Below are 19,852 nucleotides of genomic sequence, written 5' to 3'. Positions count from 1 at the left end.
ACCGGATGTCGTCATCGCGCGTTCCATAGCGGGCAACACGGCGCCTGCTCCGGAGCAGGTGGCGCGCGCCCTGACCTGGGGCGCAGATGAGAAGCTTCTTCTGGTCCTGACAGCCGTCGGCTGGCTTGCCTCGCGCGGTTGTGGGGTGCCGCTGCGGCGCGCAGGAAACCATGCTCTGCCAGTGACGGTCACTGCGTCGCTGCTGCCCCGTGATTTAAAACTCGTATTCGACCAAACTCGGCCGGATCCGGACGGTGATTGGGCATGTGCATGGCGTCCCGCTTTCCGGCAAACGAAAAGATGCGTTTCCCTCAGGCCACGCGCTGCACATGGACTGGCACCGGCGGCCAGCGGGTTGCCGGCTGGTCCCCGGCGGGCGATCCGCGCGATTGCGGTCGGGCTGTCGCTCACTCGCATTGCGATCCTGGCGCATTGGGCGAGCGATGTCGTTGCCGGCTTCGCACTCGGGGCGATTCTCGAACGGGTCCTCCGGCTTTGGACCGGCTACTCGAACGGAATTTCAAAGGAGGATGATCATGCCGACTCTTGAAGACCTGAAGGGATACATGGAGCGCGCAACCGGTCTGAAGCGCCCCGGCAAGCGGAAGGCTGTGGATCTCGCGCGAGCGCGAAAGCCTGTTACGGTTCGCTTTAAAGACGACGGTCTCATTCCAAATCACCCGCGATGGCCGCTCGTACTGTATCGAAACGCGGTCGCTTTCGACGAGGACCTGGACGCCGCAGCCGTGATCGAGGACCTATTTGAAGCGAACGAATGGGGAGATAGCTGGCGGGATGGCATCTACGATTACGTGCATTATCACTCCAGGATCCATGAGGTGCTCGGCATCGCGCGCGGCAAGGGCCGCGTTCGGTTCGGCGGCAACAAAGGGAAGATCTTCACCCTGAAGGCTGGGGACATCGCGGTTCTTCCCGCCGGCACAGGCCATCAGTGCCTTTCCGCGGGCGATGAGTTCCTCGTCATCGGGGCATACCCGCCGACCGGTACATACGACGAGTGCACGAGCGTCGAAGACCGTCAGCGGGCGCTGAAAGCCATTCCGAAGGTTTCGGTGCCGCGTAAGGATCCGGTCTATGGGGCCGGCGGGCCGCTCTCGAAGCTCTGGAAGAAAGCGAAATGACCGAGTACGTCATCCGCTTCGTCCTCGGGGGCGCCGTCGTATCGGCCTTCGCGATGCTGGGAGATCTCCTGCGTCCAAAGAGCTTCGCCGGCCTGTTCGGAGCAGCACCCTCGGTCGCGCTCGCGACGCTTGGGATCGCGGTGTATCAGCACGGGGTCAATTACGCCGCCTTGCAAGCCCAGGCCATGAGTGCGGGAGCGATTGCGCTTGCCATTTACAGTGTCGTCGTCTGCCATCTGCTTGTCCGCACAAAGCTGCGAGCGTTGACGGCCACGTTGCTGTCACTGGTCATTTGGCTGGTCGCGGCCTTCGGGTTGCTCAGCTTCACCGGGGGTCAGACGTGAGCCCGATTCGCTTTTCGCCGTCATCTCTCAAGCAAGGCCGTTGGTACGAATATCTTGTCCGCTTCGCGCTCGGCGGCGCTGCGACGTTTTTACCGGCCTCATCAGCAGTCGCTATGGAGCAGTCATCGGTGGCGTTTTTCTTGCCCTTCCAGCCATATTCTGCGCGAGCGCGACGCTGATTGAGAAGCACGAAATCCGCCGCAAGCGCAAAGCGGGTCTCGCCGGCGAGCGCCGCGGGCAAATGGCGGCCGCCGTCGATGCCGCTGGCGCAGCGCTCGGCGCGCTGGGCATGCTGGCCTTCGCGGTTGGTTTCTCGATGCTGATCCCACGCGGCAACATCCCCGCCGTCTTCGTCGGCGCCTCCCTCGCCTGGCTCACTATCGCGGTGCTGGCTTGGTACGTGCGCCGGAAAATGCGATCGATGCGGACAGTGCAACAGGCAAGCGGCTCCGCGAATTCGCGAACCCGATAGGATCGTTGGATGGTTGGAACTGTTTCTTCATTCAGTCCATAATGAGGAAGCGTGATCTCATGGCCGAGTTCCTTTCGACGCTTGTCACTCCCAAAACGGCATCGGTCCCTCCTGCTGGCAGCGGATGCATTCGGAACGATAGGTTGATTTACAAGGCTCTATTGCAATTGGGGCGCAGACAAAATCCCACACGCCATTCAGCTACGCTGTTTCGAGAAGGGGCGCCGGGTGCGAGGGCGTGGGGCTGCTGCAGATCATCCATGGCCTGCACCCGAAAGGGGTGCTGACCTTCAGCACGTCACTCGTGGAACCTTTGAGGAAAGGCGCTGTTGGCTCGCATCACAACTGAGGAGGAAGCCATGTCGGGCCGGAATAAAACACTTGAAGACCTCTTCCTGGAGACCCTCAAGGACATGTACTACGCCGAAAGGAAGATACTCGTTGCGTTGCCAAAAATGGCAAAGGCCGCGAAGTCTGACCAACTGCGCGCAGCATTTGAAAAGCATGCCGGCGAGACGGAGGGACAAGTCCAGCGTCTGCAACAAGTTTTCAAAATGATGAAACAGGCCCCCAAGGGCAAAACCTGCCCCGCTATCCTCGGACTGGTCGAGGAGGGCGAGGAAGTGATGGAGGATTTCGAAGATTCTCCGGCGCTGGATGCCGGCCTTCTCTCGGGTGCTCAGGCCGTCGAGCATTACGAAATATCGCGCTACGGCACGTTGATTGCCTGGGCTGGACAACTGGGCATGAAGCCGGCGGTCCAGCTCCTTGAGCAGACCCTTGAGGAGGAAAAGAAAACCGACGCCGCGCTAAACAAGCTGGCGGAAGCCGCGATCAATCGCAAGGCAGCTTAGAAATCAGCCGGGCCGCTCGTTGGCCAGCCCATTTGGCGCGCGCATTGAATGGCTGTGTCATCTTCCTCTGTCTGGGCGGCGCGCCGCCCGGATTGCATCCGCTTGGCGTCGTGCCTGGAAGTGGCGGAAGATCTTCGGCCCCGCTTGCCGCTCTCGGCGCGGGTGGGCAACAAACCGCTGTGACATGAGCGCGCTTCCCAGCGGGACAGTATGTCCCAGTGCCAATGGCGGCATCGACGTAGCTGCTGCCCCAAATGTCTGCAGCCTTTACAATGGAGCCACCTTGGCATCAGCGCAGCGGGAACCGCCTGCCAGCGGTTCCCTTTTTCGCTATTTTTTGCCCTCGCCGACCGTAGGTGCGGGCTTGTCGAGATCCTGCGCCATCTCAAGGTGATGCTTAAGCGCCGGCAGGGTCTTGCCGGCCCAATTCTTCAGATCCGCATTGTCGCCGCCCTTGGCATAACTCTCGAACAGGTCGATGGCATCCTTATGGGCGCTGACCTGCATCGAATTGAACTCGGAGCTGAAGTCGTTGCCGCTGGCACCCTTGAGCTTGTCGAGCTTGCTTTGATGCGATGAATCGAGGGCGCTGGGCAATTCGGCCTTCAACTTGCCGCTGGAGACTAGTGGCTCTGCACAGTGATTATGACTCTTTGGAAGGCGCGGGATAGGCGCGGCCCATTTTGGTGCGGGCCTTGTCTGTTGTGAACATCCATTTGATGCGAGAGCGGGCGGCATTTCGCTTCCGTTCCCAAGCGGCGATTTCGCGGCGCAACCGCTTGGGGGCGTCGATTCTGCGATTGAGGCACTGGCCCCGCAGGACGCCGATCTCGATCTCGACCATGTTGAGCCAGCTTGCGTGCTTGGGCGTGTAGTGGAACTCGAGCCGTCGCAAAATCCGCCTGGCTTCGGCGGGCGGGAAGGCCTGATACAGGGCGCCGGCGGAGTGGGTCGATAAATTATCCTGGACGACCCGGATGATCTCGGCGTCGGGATAATGGATGTCGACGAGGTCGCGCATGCAGGAGGCATAGTCTTCAGCCGCGCGCCGCTCAGTGACTTTGACCTTGCGCCAGGGACGATGCACGTCGAGGAATACGAAGAGATTGACCGTGCCGTTGCGACGGTACTCGTAATCGTAACGTTCGAGCTGGCCGGGCTCGGCCGGAATCGGTTGACGCGCCTCGCCGATGAGCTGCACCGGGCTTTCGTCGAAGCACACCACCGGCCGCTTGGGATCTGGCGCCTCGGCGTAGAGGTCGAGCACGTCCTCCATACGGGCGACGTATTCGCCGTCGATCTGCGGAATGCACCACATGTCCCTGCGCCAGGGCTTGAGGCCATTTTCGGCCAGGCGCCGCCGAACCGTCTCATGCGGACAGGCTCTTGTGTTCGGTGAGCTTGACCATCGCACCTGCCAGCAGCTCAAGCGTCCAGCGGGCCCGGCCTTCTGGCGGACTGGCGCAGGCCGTCGCCACCAACAAGGCTTCTTCCTTGACCGTGAGTTTGCGCTCCGCTCCGGGCCGCGGCTCATCGCTCAGCGCCCGCTCCAGATTGCCTTCCACGAAGCGGCGCTTGGTCCGGTACACGGTCGAGCCGCCCACGCCGACGCTCCGCGCGATCTCCTCATCGCTGCCGCCGGTGTCGGCAGCCAGCAAAATCTGCGCGCGCTTGAGCTTACGGGACGCATGCTTGCCGCCGCTGAGCAGCGCCTTGAGTTCCGTGCGCTCGATTTGGCTGAGGTCGACCCGATAGCGTACATTCATGGCATGCCTCCGTGTTCGAGGCACGCACCAACAACTGAATCGGATGGCCGGCGTGAGTCCTTCGGCAAAACCCTTCACGCCCACACAGGGGCAGTACCTGGCCTTCATCCACCGCTACACGCGCCTGCACCGCAGACCCCCGGCCGAAACCGACATGCGGGAATACTTCCGCGTTAGCCCGCCCTCGGTTCACCAGATGGTGCTGACGCTGGAACGGGAGGGCCTCATCAGACGGCAGCCAAGGACCCCTCGCAGTATCGAGGTCCTCGTTGATCCAAAACACCTGCCGGAGCTACTCTGACCGCCAGACGCAACCCGTCAAAATCACTGTGCAGAGCCACTAGTCCCTTCAGCTCAATGCTTGTCTTGGTGTGGTCTGTGACCATCTGGGAAGCGAACGTTTTCTCCGCCGCGTTGCCCTTCTGCTGCGCCAGCTTGCTGGACTCGATCTCAAACATGTCCGATATCGCGACCTGCTTGACGAAATCGGACGTCGAGGGGCTGACCCCGAGCACGGAGTTGACGCCGGTCTTCTCGCTGACGGATTGCGCCAGTCCTGGTGTCGCCAGCAAAATGCACGCGATTGCTAGTATCGTGCGTCTCATGTGTAGTACCTCCTTCAGCTTGCGCTCTTGCAGTTGACGCCGTTGCGATGCGCCACGGTGTTGGGCTTGGTATCGCCGACTTTTCCTCGTCGAGTTCAGCGGTGAGGAATCAGACGTCGTGGCTGCGCTTGGCGATCTGGCGGCTTGCCTGGCGGACAGGAGCCAGATAGCTAAGCGTTCTCAAGTAACCGGTCTTGTGGCATCTTCGACAGCTCGGGCGGTGGTTGCCATTCCGGCGGCATAGGCAGCGCCGGCGCCCAACAGAAGCGCGCAGAAACTGGCAAGCATGGTATAGGCGAGGTGCTTGCGCGCCTCCTCCATTTGAGCTTGCGTTCCCGGCCTGCTCGTCGAGCCGACGGTTTCACGCGCCGGATTGTTCGAATAATATGCGATGCGGGCGTTCGCCGCATAGCTTGGGCCGGCGAGGTTGCCCGCGATGCTGGCAGCCGAAGCAGGTATCATCGCGGCTGCCGCTACTACGATAACGGTCGCAACCGCCCACGCTCCCAAGGCATGTCCGACACGGCCCAAACCGCTCTGATCGGGCGAATTGGCGGCTGCGATGGCGCCGCCGACGAAGGCTGCAATGATGCCCGAAACGGCCCACCAGACGAAGGCAGGCCAGCCAGCGCTGGCAGGCGCGGAGGCGGCCGTCGGAGTATCGATGGCGAGCAGGCCAATGCCGAAGCCGAGCATCGTCAGCAGAATTTGGATGACCAATGAAGCAAACACGCCCGCCAGGACAGGTGACCAGGACCAAGAGAAGAAAGCGTGCGGTACCGCGCGTGTGGCCATGTTTACCTCCTCAAATACGAACTTTGCATTCAAGATCAATTTCCTGCGTAAGTTCCAATCCGTTGGAACCGCGGACCTGTTTGAGGTTTGATGCCTAGAAAGGAGTTGACCATGACATTCGGCAGAGGCGCCCTATTGTGGCTCCTGGGCATCCCGCTTCCAGTCATCCTGTTGCTTGCGCTGTTCTGGCGCTGACGCTCGAGAATTGAGGATTACTGGCTCAGGTATTTATCCGCCGCCGCCAGCACGCTGGTTGCCGCCACCGATTGCTGCCGAGACGCCGTGGTACCCGGCCGTAATAGACGCCGTGGTACCGGCGGCGGTTGACTACGAGCACAAGACAGCGCAGCGCGGGCCAAGCCGCATCTCGGCGGCATCGTAGGTCGCCACTATCCGCGCCCGTCGGGAGTAAACCGTCTCAACCAATTCTCACGTCTGCCACGCACGAGGGATGATCCTTCGTGCCTTTCTGGTCGAACGGGTCCGCCTGGATCGACATATTGAATGCGGGGTAAGGTGATGGGAGCGAGAAGTAATCGCGGCCCTCATCAATGCGCTTCGATCAGGCTGCGGCGATCTTGGCCCGGCCCACGTGTCGCGGTGGCGCGCGGCGTGTTCTCGATGTTCTTTCATGGACGATACCGCCCTTTTCGGCAGATTGTTTCTTTCGCTTCGCTGAATCGTCCCGACATCTTGTGCAGCACGACCGAGATTCTCCAGTCTTCTCCTTACGATTGCGGTTCAGCACGCGGACGCACGTGGCCTCCTTGATGGCTTGATCTGGCCGAGGACCGGCTTCGCCTCGATCGTCTGAGCCGCAACGTCGTTGATGCGACTTTCTTCCCCTGGGCTAGAGCCCATTCCTCGCGAGACAAGAAAGTCGCCACAACGGCGTCCTCCGCTGCGCTCCGGCCCGCGAGGGGTGCGTCGCCGATCGTCCTCGGCCTTTAGATCGCCATCGAGGCCGCGGTGGTCGCGGGCTCGAAACACAACAGGAGAAGTGACATGGCTAACATCGGTTCTTTCAAGAAGGTCGGCAACGATTTCCAGGGCGAGATCGTCACCCTGAGTCTGCAAGCCAAGGGCGTCCGTATCGTCGCCGAGACTAACCGCTCCAACGACAACGCTCCGAGCCACCGCATCTATGTGGGCCGGGCCGAGATCGGGGCCGGCTGGTCCAAGCGCTCCAACGAGGGCCGCGACTATCTGAGCCTCAAGCTCGACGATCCGAGCTTCACCGCCCCGATCTTCGCCAACCTCTTCGCCGACGAGGAAGGTGAGGGTTTCAGCTTGATCTGGTCCCGCCCCAGCCGTCGCAACGGCGACTGACCCGGCCTACACTGCCTCGCCCGGCTCGTCCGGGCGGGGCGCCACGCTCAAACAATCGAGGGCACCTCGTTGGGGTGCCACTGCAAGCAGAGAGGACGTAACAGATGCAACGCCTCCATCATCGACAACGCCATTCGGTCAGCAGGTGAACGCCGGGAACTGAGCGCGGCAACGGTCGGTGGTTATGCAAGGTTTCTTCGGAGTCTTGGGGAGAATCTCGCACGTAATGGGCAATCGATTTCTGGGCTCGATAACGCTTCGCTGGTAGCCCACGCCAATAAATTCGACGACCAGGGTGCCATTGCTGTCTTGCGTTATCTTCGGAAGTATCTTGAACCCGGTGGTACGTTAGGCCGTTCTCAGCGTGCGCGGCGCCCAGGAGAGCAAGGGAGTATTCCCGCCGAAGACCAAGCCCCATCGAGGACGCAGCTCGTAGCAGCAAGCGACCCGCAACGGCCGTTGCGATCTATAGCGGCAGCCTTCGCATATTTTTTGAAGGGCTTGACCGCGAGGGTCACGCAATCGCCCGGCTAGATCACGAGTCACGCATCAAGCGCGCTAAAGAGCTGCGTCCGAACGATAGAAGCCTCTTGACCACGTTGAAGATGATCTATCGGTGCCCTGCACATCTTGTTCAATCGCAAGCTGCAGCGCTTGAGACGATGGTCGGCACAAATAAGAAATCGGCTGACTAGTTTGGAGGACGCATGAATGCTGGATCGATCAGTGCCCTGCAAAACGCGCCGACAATTGAAGCCGCCTCATGATCTCCGCGATCATCGACGATGCGATGGAGCGCCTTCGCACTCGCTTGGAAATGCGGACAAGAGCGATGGATCGCTTTGCACAGCGCAACGTAGACCTCATGCGCCAACCCGCACGAGCCTCATTACGACCATCGCCAAAAGGGCTTGAAGCCAACGTAGCGTCAGGTTGTACAGTATTGATCGTACAAGCGGGGCGACCCCCGGAAGGGACTTGATCGCAAGGAACGGTGTCAATGTCGCGAGTTCTGAGATATGCACGAAATTTTGCTGCTGCGGATGCTCTCCGAAGCGGCTCGTGCCGAATGCGAAGGACGTCAATTGAAGAATTTAAACTGGAACGGGACGTGCATTTGGACACCAATCGGGGCATCATCTTCGCACGATGCGGCGGGCAGGTTCTATCCTGATGTCCCGCATGCTGTTGCGTTCGGGTGCCGCAACTATCTGTCTTGCGCTGTCTTTCGGCTCGTCGTGAGGGCAGGCCCACAAGTGTCTCGGGCTTTCACTGAGCGGGATCGTCGCACGGCTGCGCATTGGCTCCAGGCGTGACTTGCCGGGTGGGGTGAACGAGTTGTTCTGCGGCAGGTACCAGCTGGGCTGGTGGGAGTAATGCTAATGCGTGAACCAGGACGTGCGTGCGGCGACCGTTCTGGTTGTCAAGCCTGGCATCGGCTTTCTGCGCCTCGGTCGAGAGTGCGCTCGAAGATAGTTCTGGCAGCCATGAAGATTCATCTGATCCAAGGAGAGTAGCGTTGGAAGCGAACTATAGCGATCCGAACTATTGGAGCAATTGGTACGCTGAGCAGCATGAGCTGCTGCGTGCGAGGCAGGAGTCGGACGACGCGCCGGCGGACCAAGCCGGGTTTGAGCAGCAGCTGAGCCATCTGCAGCTCAGCTCATCGGAGGAGAGCTCCGCCGAGCCGAGTTCGCCCGACACTCGACCGGCAGAGGTGCATGGAAGCATCCAGCGCATCGGCCTCGGCGGTTCGATGCGGATGGTGCCGCAATCCGACCCACAGGACAATCGGTTCAGCAGTACGCGGCGCAGTGTTGACATTCCTCGCGCTCACTTTGGTGCGGCTGTGCCAGGATCTCCATCCGACTTGGGTGCCGGGGCGTTTGGTAAGGTGCGCGACGCAGCGTCATCGGAATCGAATCCTGCAGCGCGCGCGAAGGATAGCAAAGGGCGTGGACTGCTTTCTCGGGTTAAATCGAGGCTTGGCAAAGTGTTCGGAGGAAATCGCGGTGAAAAGCCGTTGGGCGACATCGCGTCGGATGCAGTCACTTCAGAGCTTCGAATCTACGCCTATAAGCGTGCCCGTGCGTCCGAAGAGGACGCGGCCCTCATTTCCGAGTTCGCGCGCGCAGCCGTAGGAAGTTATGCTTCCAGCACCGTTCAGAGGATGGTTGTGCAGCTGAGCCGGCTCAGCGAGTTCCTCAACCCCAGAAACCTGACGCTGGCCGGTCTGGTTGAAGACCCTGATCAGTTGAACGTCCACGTGGATGAATTTGTGAAGGCAGGGGGCATCAAGCGAGTGCGTGCTGCGTTGGAAGCGCTTCGGAAGTTCCGCGCCGGCGAGTTGTTGCCTCGGCCTCCAGCGCCACCTCCGCCGCCTTCTTGTACCGGAGACGCGCTGCTCATTCACCAGTTCGCTGCAGCAGCCCGAGCGCACGAGGTGCCCAACGAAACCATCAGGCCTCATACGCAGGTTCTTAAGGCCTTTGCTGAGTGGCTTACGGCCAATCAGAAGGCGTCCCTGACTTCTCGGTTTCGAAGCGATGAAATAGCCGAAGACATGATGGCATACTGCGAGGAGAATGACCCCAAGGGCCGCCTCTTTACGGCCCTCAATCATCTCCGAAGGCTTCAGCCCGACGGGGCAGGGTTCGAAACGCTCGGACCTGGGCCCCGCGTCATGGGGCGCCGTACCTTGAGCGCTTATGAGAGTGATGCCGACCTCATTGACGAGGCTACTAACGAGGCCTTGCGTAGGCTTGGACCGGCAGCAACTCCCAAAGAGAGGAAGCCTATCATTGCGATGGCGAGTAATCGGCGCAAGCTTAGTGAGTGGCTGAAAAGAGAGGGCAAGGACAGCATAGCGAGCCGACTCAACGGCAATGAGCAGCAGAAAAAGCAACTGGAGAAAGATATTTCGGAGTTCAAGCGAGCCATTGGCCAACCGTATATTGGCTTGGGTATCAACAAGCTTCGACAGCACCCGGGGGGCGAGCCCCGACCCCGGCTGCATCCTTATGACGACGACGCCGACATCATCGATGGCTTGGTCGAGGAAGAGCAGAGCAAGCTCGGATCCGGGCCCGCTCCCAAGACCATCCGCAATACTGCTTCGGCGCAACGAAGGTTCAGTGATTGGCTGCGAACAACCGGCAGGGAGAGCTTCGCGAGCCGAATCAACGGCGATTTGTATCAGCAACGGTCGTTGGACGAAGATTACCAGGAGTTCACGAAAGCCAATGGGAATATTGGCATTGGCTTCCAGAGGCTTGCGCAGTACGTGCAAGTCGTCGAGGCAAACAGGGCGCTAGGTGTCGCCTTCCCAAGGCAATCAACTCGCGAGCCGCAGCTTGCCGAGGCGAACTCATCGTGGTCGCCGGGGGCGCCGTCCGACTTCGACCCGAGTGAGAGGTCGGCGCCGGAACGCGCGCCAGCTCGGTCGTCAGACATCTACCGCGGTCTTGGCTCTCTGGTTGATCTGTCGTCGATGCCGCATGAGGCACGTGATGATGCTCAGTCTGCGCCGGTATTTAGGGCCGCCGCCAGACCCCCGCTCTTCGCCGGCCAATCAGGCTCGCCAGCTCGGTCGTCAGACATCCACCGCGGTCTTGACTCTTTCGTTGATCTGCCATTGACGCCGCAGGCGGTACGTGATGACGCCCTGTCTGCGCCGGCGGGGAGCGCCGCGGCCAGACCGCGGCTTTCCATTGGGCAATCAGGCGCGCCAGCTCGATCGTCAGACATCTACCGAGGTCTTGAGTCTTTCGTTGATCTGCCGTCCACACCGCGGGAGGTGCGTGACGATGCCCAGTCTGCGCCGGCGGGTAGGGCCGCCGCCAGACCGCCGCTCTTCAGCACGCAATCAGGTGCGCTAGCTCGGTCGTCAGACATCTACCGAGGTCTTGAGTCTTTCGTTGATCTGCCGTCCACACCGCAGGAGGTGCGTGACGATGCCCAGTCTGCGCCGGCGGGTAGGGCCGCCGCCAGACCGCCGCTCTTCAGCGCGCAATCAGGTGCGCCAGCTCGGTCGTCAGACATCTACCGAGGTCTCGAGTCTTTCGTTGATCTGCCGTCCACACCGCAGGAGACGCGTGATGATGCTCAATCGGCACCAGTGCTTAGCCCGGCCGGTAGACCGCCATTCGTCATTGGGCCATCGGGCGAGCCTCGCGAGCTAGAGGATATCGGATATCTGGTCGGCCAGGACTGGCAGCATGGCTCCCAGCCGGTGGCGGATTTCCTGCTCGACGTGCTGGACAACAGAATGCTGTTGCCGAGTCCGTACGTTGTCGCACAGCCGATCGCTATCCACGGTGAAATGTACTCGATCAGGTTGGGCGCGGCAGGGCGCCGCGAGGCTCAATTTATCCATCATCCTCGCCCATTCTCGGCTTTGGATGCTCGGATCGGCGCTTTGGCTACGAGTGCTTCTTCCGGGGACCGCAGCGGACGGGTTCTCGGAGCCAGGCAATGGCTGGGCGACGAGCATATCCAGCGGGACTACGAGCTCCTGGCGCAGCAGTTGCGAGGGAACGATCCAGATCTCGCCGCCCGGACTCGGTTCGTGGATCCTCTCATAGCCTTTCAGGTGGGTCAGGGGACCAACGTCGACGCCCTCCGCGCATTCCATCGCATTGTCAATGATCGGAATGGTAACGATACAGCCGACTTCCTGTTCTTGCCGGTGAATGATGCCAGTGCTACGGACCTCAATCGCCGCGGCTCCCATTGGTCGTTGTTGCTGGTGGATCGCCGCGATCGAGGCCGGTCGGTTGCCTATCACTATGACTCCGCTCTAAGGTACAATGACAGACCCGCAGCAATGCTCGCTGAACGAGTCGGGGCCAATCTGCAAGACGCTCCCATAAGCCAGCAGAGGAATGACTACGACTGCGGCGTCTTCGTGGTTGATGGCACCCGGGCGCTGGTCAGTCGATTGGCCGCAAGTCCGCAGCCAGACCTGAACCTCAAGAACCTCGTCGTCGATCGGCAGGCACTGCAAATCCGTCTGAGCGGCTGAACGCGGCTGGCTGAGGGACGCGCCCGGCGACTCGGCGCGTCCCATGCGGGGCCTTCGGCTGGTAGAGCTGGCTGGACCGGCTCTTGGCGACCTGGCGGACCGTCTGTGGTGAGCTGCGGTATCAGGACGAAGACGACATCGCCTCCGCTTTGCAAATCGGCCGGTCCGCAGTTCGAGATGCGCGCTCTTCAAATCCTGTTGGCAAGCTGGCTGAGAAACAAGTCGATTGGCCGGACCGCGGTAGTCAAGTGGCCTTGACTGCAGGCCGGCTAGACTTTGCCGGATCCGGCACGTTCTTCAACCGACGTCAGCCAGTGCCGGGATTTCTCCGGGAAGACCCTGCCGGGGCGGAGGCGGTTCACGAGGACAACAGTCTGCCGGAATGCTGATTCCGCTCGAAATCGCTCACGATCCCGAAATGAAATCGCCCACCGTTCCGGGATGAAATCGCCCGGGATGAAGCGGCCCCTTCTTTCGGCTTTTGGAAGGAGTGGATCGGATGCCGATGGGGAGGCTTGCGATGGAAGATCAAACTGCACCAGATAGATCGGCACCAAGTCATCGAACAGTCGCTGTGCCTTGGCAAGCGTCTCCCACTTTCGGCTTCTGGATTCTACATCGCCGTTATTGCCCCCGCATGAAACATAGCCAGTCCGTCGTCGATCGTCACGGTGCGGATTGCAATGTCCGTGTCCATGTGCCCAGTTATACGCCTATGTCTTCAATCTCCGTCACTCCGCGCAAGGCGGCCTTCGCCGGACTTCGCCGGAGCGAAACGATTTGTTTTTCCTCACGAACTGATCTGCTGCGGGCAGTTGAAATCGCGCGCTTAGGTCTCCGAGTCGCCGAATGCACCTGCCCGCGACCCTCGCCGGTTATAGCGCCACGCACGGAATCGCCATGATGGCGATGCCTTCACCGATCTGGCAGGCGATATTTGCCGTCGTCGGCGCCGTTGCCGTCAGCATCACGGCGTTTGTTCGCTTCACAGGAATGGCCGCGTCCGGACCTGCTGGGCTATTATTGCTGTGACTGATAGCGTGACATCGATTGCGGCGGGACTGGACAAGGCCTCCAGCGTACTCGCGCTCCTCATCGTCGAAATTGAACGGAGAGTCGTGCGGGCATCCAGGCTCGGCCGATCATCGCAGAGAGACCGGCTTCGTGGCAGTCGTTTTGAAGGCATGGACCAAACGGTGGCGTCTCAAGGATACGGCCGACGACAGGCGTGAGTGAGGCATGCAGCCGAGCTTGATCACAAAAGCCAGATCCGACCGTTGTTGAAGGGAGAGGATGCCTGATCGCCAGTGAACTCACTGCCGGACTCTCGGTGGACTCGAAGATCGCCACGTTCTCCTTGACGTCAGTTCTGTAGGCCGAGCGCACGAAACGGCCTCTTCGATGGATTGATCTGCCCGAAGGGCGGCTGCGCCTCGACCGCCTAAGGCGCAACAGCGGCGTCACAACTTTCTTCCCCTGCCGCCTGCGCCGTCATTCCTCGCGCGAGCCAAGAAAGTTGCTGCTTTGCTGTCAGGCCCCTTCGGGGTGCGCCGTCGATCGCCTCCGGCCTGTCGATCACCATCGAGGCCGCAAGGTGCGGGCTCGGAAAACTTCAGATCAAGGAGAACTACCATGGCGACCATCGGCACCTTCAAGAAGACCGGCAGCAACGAGCTCACCGGCGAAATCGTCACCCTCTCACTCCAGGCCAGGAACGTCCGGATCGTCCCCGAAACCAACCGCGCCGGCGACAACGCACCGAGCCACGGGGTCTATGTCGGCGAGTTGAGATCGGGGCCGGCTGGTCCAAGCGCTCCAACGAGGGCCGCGACTATCTGAGCCTCAAGCTCGACGATCCGAGCTTCACCGCCCCGATCTTCGTCAACCTCTTCGCCGACGAGGAAGGTGAGGGTTTCAGCTTGATCTGGTCCCGCCCCAGCCGTCGCAACGGCGACTGACCCGGCCTACACTGCCTCGCCCGGCTCGTCCGGGCGGGGCATTACCTTGCGCAGGAGCCGGCCGCGCGGCAGCGTCGCACCGCGACCATGCGAGCTTCGCAGGACGGACGCACCGATTCCCTCAAGGAGCTTTAGTCGCAAGTAACCGAGGGCGCGTCGTCGTGCTTGAGGTGTCGCTTTCGGACATTGTAACTCACCAGCCAGATCACGCCGAGCGCGATCGGCACGAAGGCTGCGGTCAGGAACGAGGGCTCTACTCGCAGTCCGACATCATGCGCGCCCTTGGCTAGATAGCTAAACAGGCTGACCACATAATATCCTATCGCCCCGACCGACAATCCTTCGACCGTGCACTGCAGCCGAAGTTGCTGTCTCGCGCGCTCGTTGATAGCCTGCAACAGGTCACGGTTCTGTCGTTCGATTTCGACGTCGACCCGGGTTCGCAACAGATCGGCGGCACGAGAGAGCTTGACCGACAGAGTCGCCTGACGATCCTCCACAGTCGCGCAGGTTCGCATCGCCGGCGCCATGCGGCGCGCCAGAAACGACGACAGGTTGGATAGCCCGAGACATCATTGCCTTCAATGATGGATAGTCGCGATTGGACCAGCTCGTTTTAGGCCCTGCTGGCGCCGAAGCGAAACAGGCTGCCGGTCGCGCCTCTTTCGAAGGATGCGGCCAGCGCCGTCAGCTCGGCAAGCAGATGGTTGTTGAACTGCAGCCCCTCACCGCTTTGCATTTTCTCGAGCGCCTCAACAAGACGGCGGTCGATGCGATCAACAGATGGTGCAAAAGGGCCGCCGACAGCCCAAGCAGCGCCAATGGACGGTAGGTCTCGATTTCCAGGAGCCGTTGCACCAGCGCTCCGAGATCGTGCGACGTCAACCCGAGGTCGCAGACGAGGATTTTCGTGAAGCCTTTTTCGTCTACGCGGAAGTCTGAGGCCGCAACGCCTGCGCCGCTCTTTGTGGCAACCATGGCCAGGCTGTTCTTGTCAAAAATCTGTTCGGCCCGCCTGGTCGGCGAGGCGTCCTGCTCCACTTCTAGCCTGATCGCGACCAGCAACTGCCCGGTCTGACGCAACGCGCGGATCAGCGATCGGACGGTACCATCAACTTTGTCAAATTGGTCTGCGGCAGAACAATTTGCGTTAGTCCAGATCCAGGTGAATGTTGTAAATTCTGAATGCTGCTCCCAGCGTAGCGGGCCCGATGACAATTTGATGAAGTTTCGCCGATTGCTCAGGCGGCGTAAGATTGCGCTCGACGCAAAAATCGATAAAGCGGCAGCGATCGCTTGTGGCCGCCTCGCCCTGTGCAAGAAAAGCGAAGTGGATCACGCTGAAGGGCGAAACAAGGCGCGTGAAAGGGCGCGCGTGCACTTCGCCGAGCACAGCGTCGCGTTGCGGATGTGGCGTGAAGGTTCGTAGGTCCAGTTCATCGATCATGTATTGACGCCTCGCTTCAGGGTGAGCAGGCAACTGTCAGCCTTGACGCGGGAGGCAATGGCGGTGCTGGGAAACGGTTGCGCGCGGCTAGGTTGCTGATCGAGTCATTCGACGATCACTAGAGCGGTTTCCAGTTGAGGTGAATCGGAATAGTCAAAGGGGATTCCCACGGGCACGCAAATCAGATTCGGTGTTGCCCGCGACAACATGCGGGGCATGCGATGGCGAAGGGATACTCCAAGGACCTCAGGGTGCGTGCGGTTGAGCTTGTTGAGTCCGGCGAAAGCGCACGTGAGGCTGCGCGCATTCTCAATCTCGGCGCTTCGACTACGATCCGATGGATGGATCGTTGGAGGAAGACCGGAAACGTTGAGGCCAAGCCCGGCACCGGGCACAGCCGCTCGCCGTTGGAGCAGCACAAGCAGTGGCTGATCGAGCTGATCGCCGCGGAGCCGGACCTGACGCTCGAGGAGATCCGCGCGCGTCTGCGCTCTCAGAGAAAGCAAAAGGCCGGCATCGGTTCGATCTGGCGTTTCTTCGACCGTCACAGCATCACCTTCAAAAAAAACACTGCACGCCGCCGAGCAGGATCGACCTGACGTCGCTGCCGAGCGTGCCGCGCTGAAAGCCGAGCAGCCCAAGCTGCGTGCACCGCGCCTCATCTTTATCGACGAGACTGCGGTCACGACGAAGATGGTCCGGCACTATGGGCGCTCTCCTCGCGGTGAGCGCCTCGTCTCTGGCGTGCCCCATGGTCACTGGAAGACGCTGACGCTTGTCGCCGCGCTGCGCATCGATGGCCTCACGGCGCCCTATGTCATCGACGGTGCAATGGATGGGCCCTCGTTCCTGGCTTATGTCGAGCAAGTCCTGGCGCCGACCTTGCGCAAGGGCGACATCGTCTTCATGGACAACTTGCGCACTCACAAGATCGCCGGTGTCCGCGAGGCGATCGAGGCTGTCGGCGCCCGCGTGCGTTATCTGCCGGCCTACTCGCCCGACCTCAATCCAATCGAACAGGCCTTCTCCCGGTTGAAAGCTGCGCTGCGCAAAGGCGCCACCCGCACGGTCCAAGCCCTGCTCAAACTCATCGGCAAACTCGTCAAGTCGTTTGCGCCGCAGATGTGTGCCAACTACTTTAGGCATGCTGGATACACCAGATGATCCACATCATGTGGAAAATGCTCTAGCGAGGCCGCCTTTAACTCGGGAAAGAGGTCTTGCGGGAGGAAGGTCAGGCCTAGGCAGATTGAGATGAAGCAGCCTCATCCAGCTTTCGAATGACACCATCAACGTATGGTCCGGTGTCTATGGCGAAATGCCGGCATTGTGGCTCAATAGGTGTAGCGGTGCGCCAGCAAGCCGTTCCGCGACCTTGGCGGTGGCGCGCGGCGCCGTCCGACGAATGCCTAGATTTACGTGGACATGGTTGTCTGTCTCCGAATCCCACCGACATCGCCCGCCACCGAAGGGATGCGGCGTGCAAGTGAAGATACGCTGGCCCTCTTCTGAAAGCAGTTTTCCGGTGGCATGACCGATGCCGCGCGAGGTCGTGGCAAGCAGGAACGTCTTCCGTTCTCCCAGCGTGGTGCACACAAGCGACCTCGGGTGCGGCAACCGCATTGTCGATTGACGGATCGAGGCCCAAACTCGACTCCCATCTTGTTGCCATCGCCAAACTTCCTGGCGCAGAGAGCCGGTGCAGGATTTGGGCCAGCACTATAGAACGGGCACTCTCGCGTCTTTTTTACGCAATGTAGCTTTCGAAGACAGTCGGAGGCGGGTTCCAGACATGACGCGCGCTTGTATTCTGACAGAATGCGCACGTGGCACAGGCCATAGGGAATTGCCTGTTTTCGGCAAGATGATCGCTCGCCCGGCCGCTGCCATTGTTTGAGCGGCCACGCTCTCGTTGGATTTGTCGATGCAGAGCCCTGCGAATGACCGCGCCCGGACCCGCGGGGCAAGGCTCGGCGATGGGCTGATAACGTCACGTCGAGTGAGGTTGACTGGATCGCGCAGCTGGAGCGCTCGCCGTCCTCGTCTTTGAAGCGTCACTCAGAGCAGCGCGAGCGTCGCGGCTCGACCGATGTCGCAGGGGGCAGATACGTGGCGATCGTTGTGAGCGATCGACAAATAGCGGCGGATCACAGATACGGCCGACAATAAATGTGAACGGGCCGCGCGGCCGACGCGTAATCACGACGCCAGATCCGACCGTTGTTGAAGGGAGAGGGCGCGTGTCACCATCGAACTCACTTGCCGGCCTCTCGGTGCGGTCGAACTCGCCACATTCTCCTTGACGTCAGTTCTGTAGGCCGAGCGCACCAACGGCCTCTTGATGGAGTGATCTGCCCGAAGGACGGCTGACGCCTCGACCGCCTAAGGCGCAACAGCGGCGTCACAACTTTCTTCCCCTGCCGGCTGCGCCGTCATTCCTCGCGCGAGCCAAGAAAGTTGCTCCTTTGCTGTCAGGCCCCTTCGGGGTGCGCCGTCGATCGCCTCCGGCCTGTCGATCACCATCGAGGCCGCAAGGTGCGGGCTCGGAAAACTTCAGATCAAGGAGAACCACTATGGCGACCATCGGCACCTTCAAGAAGACCGGCAACAACGAGCTCACCGGCGAGATCGTCACCCTCTCGCTCCAGGCCAGGAGCGTCCGGATCGTCCCCGAAACCAACCGCTCCGGCGAGAATGCACCGAGCCACCGGGTCTATGTCGGCCGGGCCGAGATCGGCGCAGCCTGGTCGAAGCGCTCCGAGGAGGGCCGCGACTACCTCTCGCTCAAGCTCGACGATCCCTCCTTCAACGCACCGATCTACGCGAACCTGTTCGACGACGAAGGTGGCGAGGGCTACACGCTGCTGTGGTCGCGGCCGCGCAAGAACGGCGAGTGAGACGCGGATCCTTCAAAGCCCCGCCCAGTCTTGGGCGGGGTTCTTTTTTATGCACGCGCCAGCGAGAATCCCTTCGGCGCTGGATGGGCCACTCGCATGCACGGATCGATCTGGCGCGATGCATTCGCGTCCGGTCGAGCGCAGGTTTCGGCGCGTATGAGTGCCGTGCATCCGACAAGGCTCGTCGGGGCAGAGGCTGGCGATAAAGGAACAGGGCCTTTCGAACGCGGCGGGCCGGACCCAATCAATGGATGTCATGCAGCCTAGAAGGGCGACTTGACCTCTCGTGTTTGTCCGAAAGGCTCCCTGAAGATGGCTTGCGTTTGATATGGACATGCTTGGGCAGTTCGGCGCTGGCCAGTGCCTGTCCGACGCGATCGTTGCTGATGTTGGCGATCTGGCTCAGACCGTCGAGCAGACCAGGCGCCTGAAGGACGCCGGCATAGATGCCAATGCTGACATTGGTATCGCCGGCTTCGACTCTTTGCAGGGTCGAACGGGACGTGAAGGCGCGCTCGGCCACGACGGCCATCGGCAGCCGCCGGCCTCGGCGGGCGTCGTGGATGTCAGCGCCAAGCTTGCGCATGGCTCGTCGAACGGCGGCGGATTATGAGGAGTCGGCATTTGTTATCTTCGTGCTACATATTCGACGATTATGTAGCACGATTACATTTTGGCTTGAGGTGCCCCGCCCCTGCAACAAATGGCGCCATCCCTGCTTCCGGCGCCGGCGGGGTCGCGCATCGTGGCTTGTGGGATCTTCCGCATATTTTTCCTTGGGAAAGCTTTTTCGTGAGATTGCGGTCGGAAATCACGATCGGGAAGGTTTTTCACGGATCGAGCCCATGCGACCAAAGTTTTCAGGTCCGGTGGGCGTTTTTCATGATCTGAGGCTGCCAGTGGTCGCGATCGCCGCCAGCTGCGCAGCGCTGATTGACGCCTGCCAGCTGTCCCGGTCCCACGCGTGCTTTCGGCTATCGGAACAAAGCACCGCATCCTTGATGCAAGGGAAATGGCGCATCTACATGCCGCGTCACGCGCCTGAGGCGAGCCGACCCCACACGGCAACGTTAAGATCTTGAACGATAACTGACTTCTATCGCTTCTTCGAGGCAACGCCGCACGCGGAATTTCTGTACGCATGCGTGCAGAGGACCATCGAACAGGATCTTCCCAGCGAAGCCCGCCTTGCGGAGCTTCGATGAAGGGCAGCTGCTAAA

The 19,852-nt window shown here is 60.8% G+C and carries 16 protein-coding genes and 6 pseudogenes; 12 read left to right on the top strand and 10 right to left on the bottom strand.

The window, feature by feature from the left end; all coding sequences use genetic code 11:
• Positions 1-536 precede the first annotated feature (536 nt).
• The 4 genes and pseudogenes from J2R78_RS05400 (at position 537) to J2R78_RS05385 (ending at position 2,812) form a co-directional block, all read left to right on the top strand.
• Positions 537-1,142 (top strand): cupin domain-containing protein, encoded by a 606-nt coding sequence (locus tag J2R78_RS05400; RefSeq protein WP_253603350.1) that lies wholly within the window; start codon positions 537-539, stop codon positions 1,140-1,142.
• A complete protein-coding gene (locus J2R78_RS05395; RefSeq protein ID WP_253587714.1) occupies positions 1,139-1,486 on the top strand; it encodes a DUF3147 family protein in 348 nt (115 codons plus the stop codon). The genes J2R78_RS05400 and J2R78_RS05395 overlap by 4 nt, the downstream gene beginning before the upstream one ends.
• A pseudogene (locus J2R78_RS05390) lies at positions 1,483-1,958 on the top strand (DUF3147 family protein). The gene J2R78_RS05395 and the pseudogene J2R78_RS05390 overlap by 4 nt, the downstream one beginning before the upstream one ends.
• Before the next feature lie 359 nt (positions 1,959-2,317).
• Complete coding sequence (locus J2R78_RS05385; protein WP_069279440.1) at positions 2,318-2,812, top strand: ferritin-like domain-containing protein; 495 nt, start codon at positions 2,318-2,320, stop codon at positions 2,810-2,812.
• A gap of 330 nt (positions 2,813-3,142) precedes the next feature.
• Here J2R78_RS05385 and J2R78_RS05380 read toward each other — a convergent pair.
• Positions 3,143-3,439: pseudogene (locus tag J2R78_RS05380) on the bottom strand (DUF4142 domain-containing protein); the annotation flags it as partial.
• A 16-nt stretch (positions 3,440-3,455) separates the two neighbouring features.
• Positions 3,456-4,578 (bottom strand): IS630 family transposase gene (locus tag J2R78_RS05375; RefSeq protein WP_069280104.1). Its coding sequence is split into 2 segments (ribosomal slippage): positions 3,456-4,187 and positions 4,189-4,578, totalling 1,122 coding nucleotides; the frame shifts between segments, so codons are not numbered across the junction.
• On the opposite strand from J2R78_RS05375, the gene J2R78_RS05370 reads away from it, so the two are divergent.
• Positions 4,577-4,879 carry a hypothetical protein gene (locus J2R78_RS05370; RefSeq protein WP_309144980.1) on the top strand — a complete coding sequence of 101 codons (303 nt, stop codon included), beginning with the start codon at positions 4,577-4,579 and terminating at the stop codon, positions 4,877-4,879. The genes J2R78_RS05375 and J2R78_RS05370 overlap by 2 nt on opposite strands.
• Positions 4,880-4,913: 34 nt before the next feature.
• Here the strand turns inward: J2R78_RS05370 and J2R78_RS05365 are convergent.
• Positions 4,914-5,183 (bottom strand): annotated as a pseudogene (locus J2R78_RS05365) (DUF4142 domain-containing protein); the annotation flags it as partial.
• A gap of 180 nt (positions 5,184-5,363) precedes the next feature.
• Positions 5,364-6,011 (bottom strand): hypothetical protein, encoded by a 648-nt coding sequence (locus tag J2R78_RS05360; RefSeq protein WP_253587712.1) that lies wholly within the window; start codon positions 6,009-6,011, stop codon positions 5,364-5,366.
• 972 nt (positions 6,012-6,983) lie between these two features.
• Between J2R78_RS05360 and J2R78_RS05355 the strand changes: the two genes are divergently transcribed.
• The 3 genes from J2R78_RS05355 (at position 6,984) to J2R78_RS05345 (ending at position 12,719) form a co-directional block, all read left to right on the top strand.
• Positions 6,984-7,307 carry a DUF736 domain-containing protein gene (locus J2R78_RS05355; protein ID WP_050421550.1) on the top strand — a complete coding sequence of 108 codons (324 nt, stop codon included), beginning with the start codon at positions 6,984-6,986 and terminating at the stop codon, positions 7,305-7,307.
• 1,519 nt (positions 7,308-8,826) lie between these two features.
• Entirely contained in the window at positions 8,827-12,330 is a 3,504-nt protein-coding gene (locus tag J2R78_RS05350; RefSeq protein WP_253603348.1) for a Ulp1 family isopeptidase, read from the top strand.
• 83 nt (positions 12,331-12,413) lie between these two features.
• Entirely contained in the window at positions 12,414-12,719 is a 306-nt protein-coding gene (locus J2R78_RS05345; RefSeq protein WP_141713586.1) for a hypothetical protein, read from the top strand.
• Between the two features lie 139 nt (positions 12,720-12,858).
• Here the strand turns inward: J2R78_RS05345 and J2R78_RS45090 are convergent.
• Positions 12,859-13,033: pseudogene (locus J2R78_RS45090) on the bottom strand (aminodeoxychorismate synthase, component I); the annotation flags it as partial.
• A 146-nt stretch (positions 13,034-13,179) separates the two neighbouring features.
• On the opposite strand from J2R78_RS45090, the gene J2R78_RS05340 reads away from it, so the two are divergent.
• Together J2R78_RS05340 and J2R78_RS05335 are read left to right on the top strand one after the other, a co-directional pair.
• Positions 13,180-13,362 carry a hypothetical protein gene (locus J2R78_RS05340; RefSeq protein WP_069279412.1) on the top strand — a complete coding sequence of 61 codons (183 nt, stop codon included), beginning with the start codon at positions 13,180-13,182 and terminating at the stop codon, positions 13,360-13,362.
• Positions 13,363-13,962: 600 nt separating this feature from the next.
• Positions 13,963-14,288: pseudogene (locus J2R78_RS05335) on the top strand (DUF736 domain-containing protein).
• A gap of 131 nt (positions 14,289-14,419) precedes the next feature.
• Here the strand turns inward: J2R78_RS05335 and J2R78_RS05330 are convergent.
• The 4 genes from J2R78_RS05330 to J2R78_RS05315 form a co-directional block, all read right to left on the bottom strand.
• Positions 14,420-14,818 (bottom strand): DUF3422 family protein, encoded by a 399-nt coding sequence (locus J2R78_RS05330; RefSeq protein ID WP_253603345.1) that lies wholly within the window; start codon positions 14,816-14,818, stop codon positions 14,420-14,422.
• Between the two features lie 86 nt (positions 14,819-14,904).
• A complete protein-coding gene (locus J2R78_RS05325; RefSeq protein WP_253587710.1) occupies positions 14,905-15,027 on the bottom strand; it encodes a DUF3422 family protein in 123 nt (40 codons plus the stop codon).
• Positions 14,976-15,533: a DUF3422 family protein gene (locus tag J2R78_RS05320; protein WP_253590489.1), complete on the bottom strand. Its 558-nt coding sequence runs from the start codon at positions 15,531-15,533 to the stop codon at positions 14,976-14,978. Before J2R78_RS05320 ends, J2R78_RS05325 begins: the two co-directional genes overlap by 52 nt.
• A complete protein-coding gene (locus J2R78_RS05315) occupies positions 15,439-15,735 on the bottom strand; it encodes a DUF3422 family protein (protein ID WP_253587709.1) in 297 nt (98 codons plus the stop codon). The genes J2R78_RS05320 and J2R78_RS05315 overlap by 95 nt, the downstream gene beginning before the upstream one ends.
• A 221-nt stretch (positions 15,736-15,956) precedes the next feature.
• Here J2R78_RS05315 and J2R78_RS05310 point away from each other — a divergent pair.
• Positions 15,957-16,899 (top strand): IS630 family transposase gene (locus J2R78_RS05310; RefSeq protein ID WP_141343507.1). Its coding sequence is split into 2 segments (ribosomal slippage): positions 15,957-16,295 and positions 16,297-16,899, totalling 942 coding nucleotides; the frame shifts between segments, so codons are not numbered across the junction.
• A gap of 1,409 nt (positions 16,900-18,308) precedes the next feature.
• Positions 18,309-18,632, top strand: coding sequence for a DUF736 domain-containing protein (locus J2R78_RS05305; protein WP_069279415.1), 324 nt, complete (start codon positions 18,309-18,311; stop codon positions 18,630-18,632).
• 244 nt (positions 18,633-18,876) lie between these two features.
• On the opposite strand, the pseudogene J2R78_RS44930 reads toward J2R78_RS05305, so the two are convergent.
• A pseudogene (locus J2R78_RS44930) lies at positions 18,877-19,256 on the bottom strand (hypothetical protein).
• Between the last annotated feature and the right edge of the window lie 596 nt (positions 19,257-19,852).

It is taken from the genome of Bradyrhizobium sp. USDA 4538, assembly GCF_024171045.1.
In the GTDB taxonomy this organism is placed as follows: Bacteria; Pseudomonadota; Alphaproteobacteria; order Rhizobiales; family Xanthobacteraceae; genus Bradyrhizobium; species Bradyrhizobium australafricanum.
This window is presented reverse-complemented; position numbering and strand designations above follow the sequence as displayed.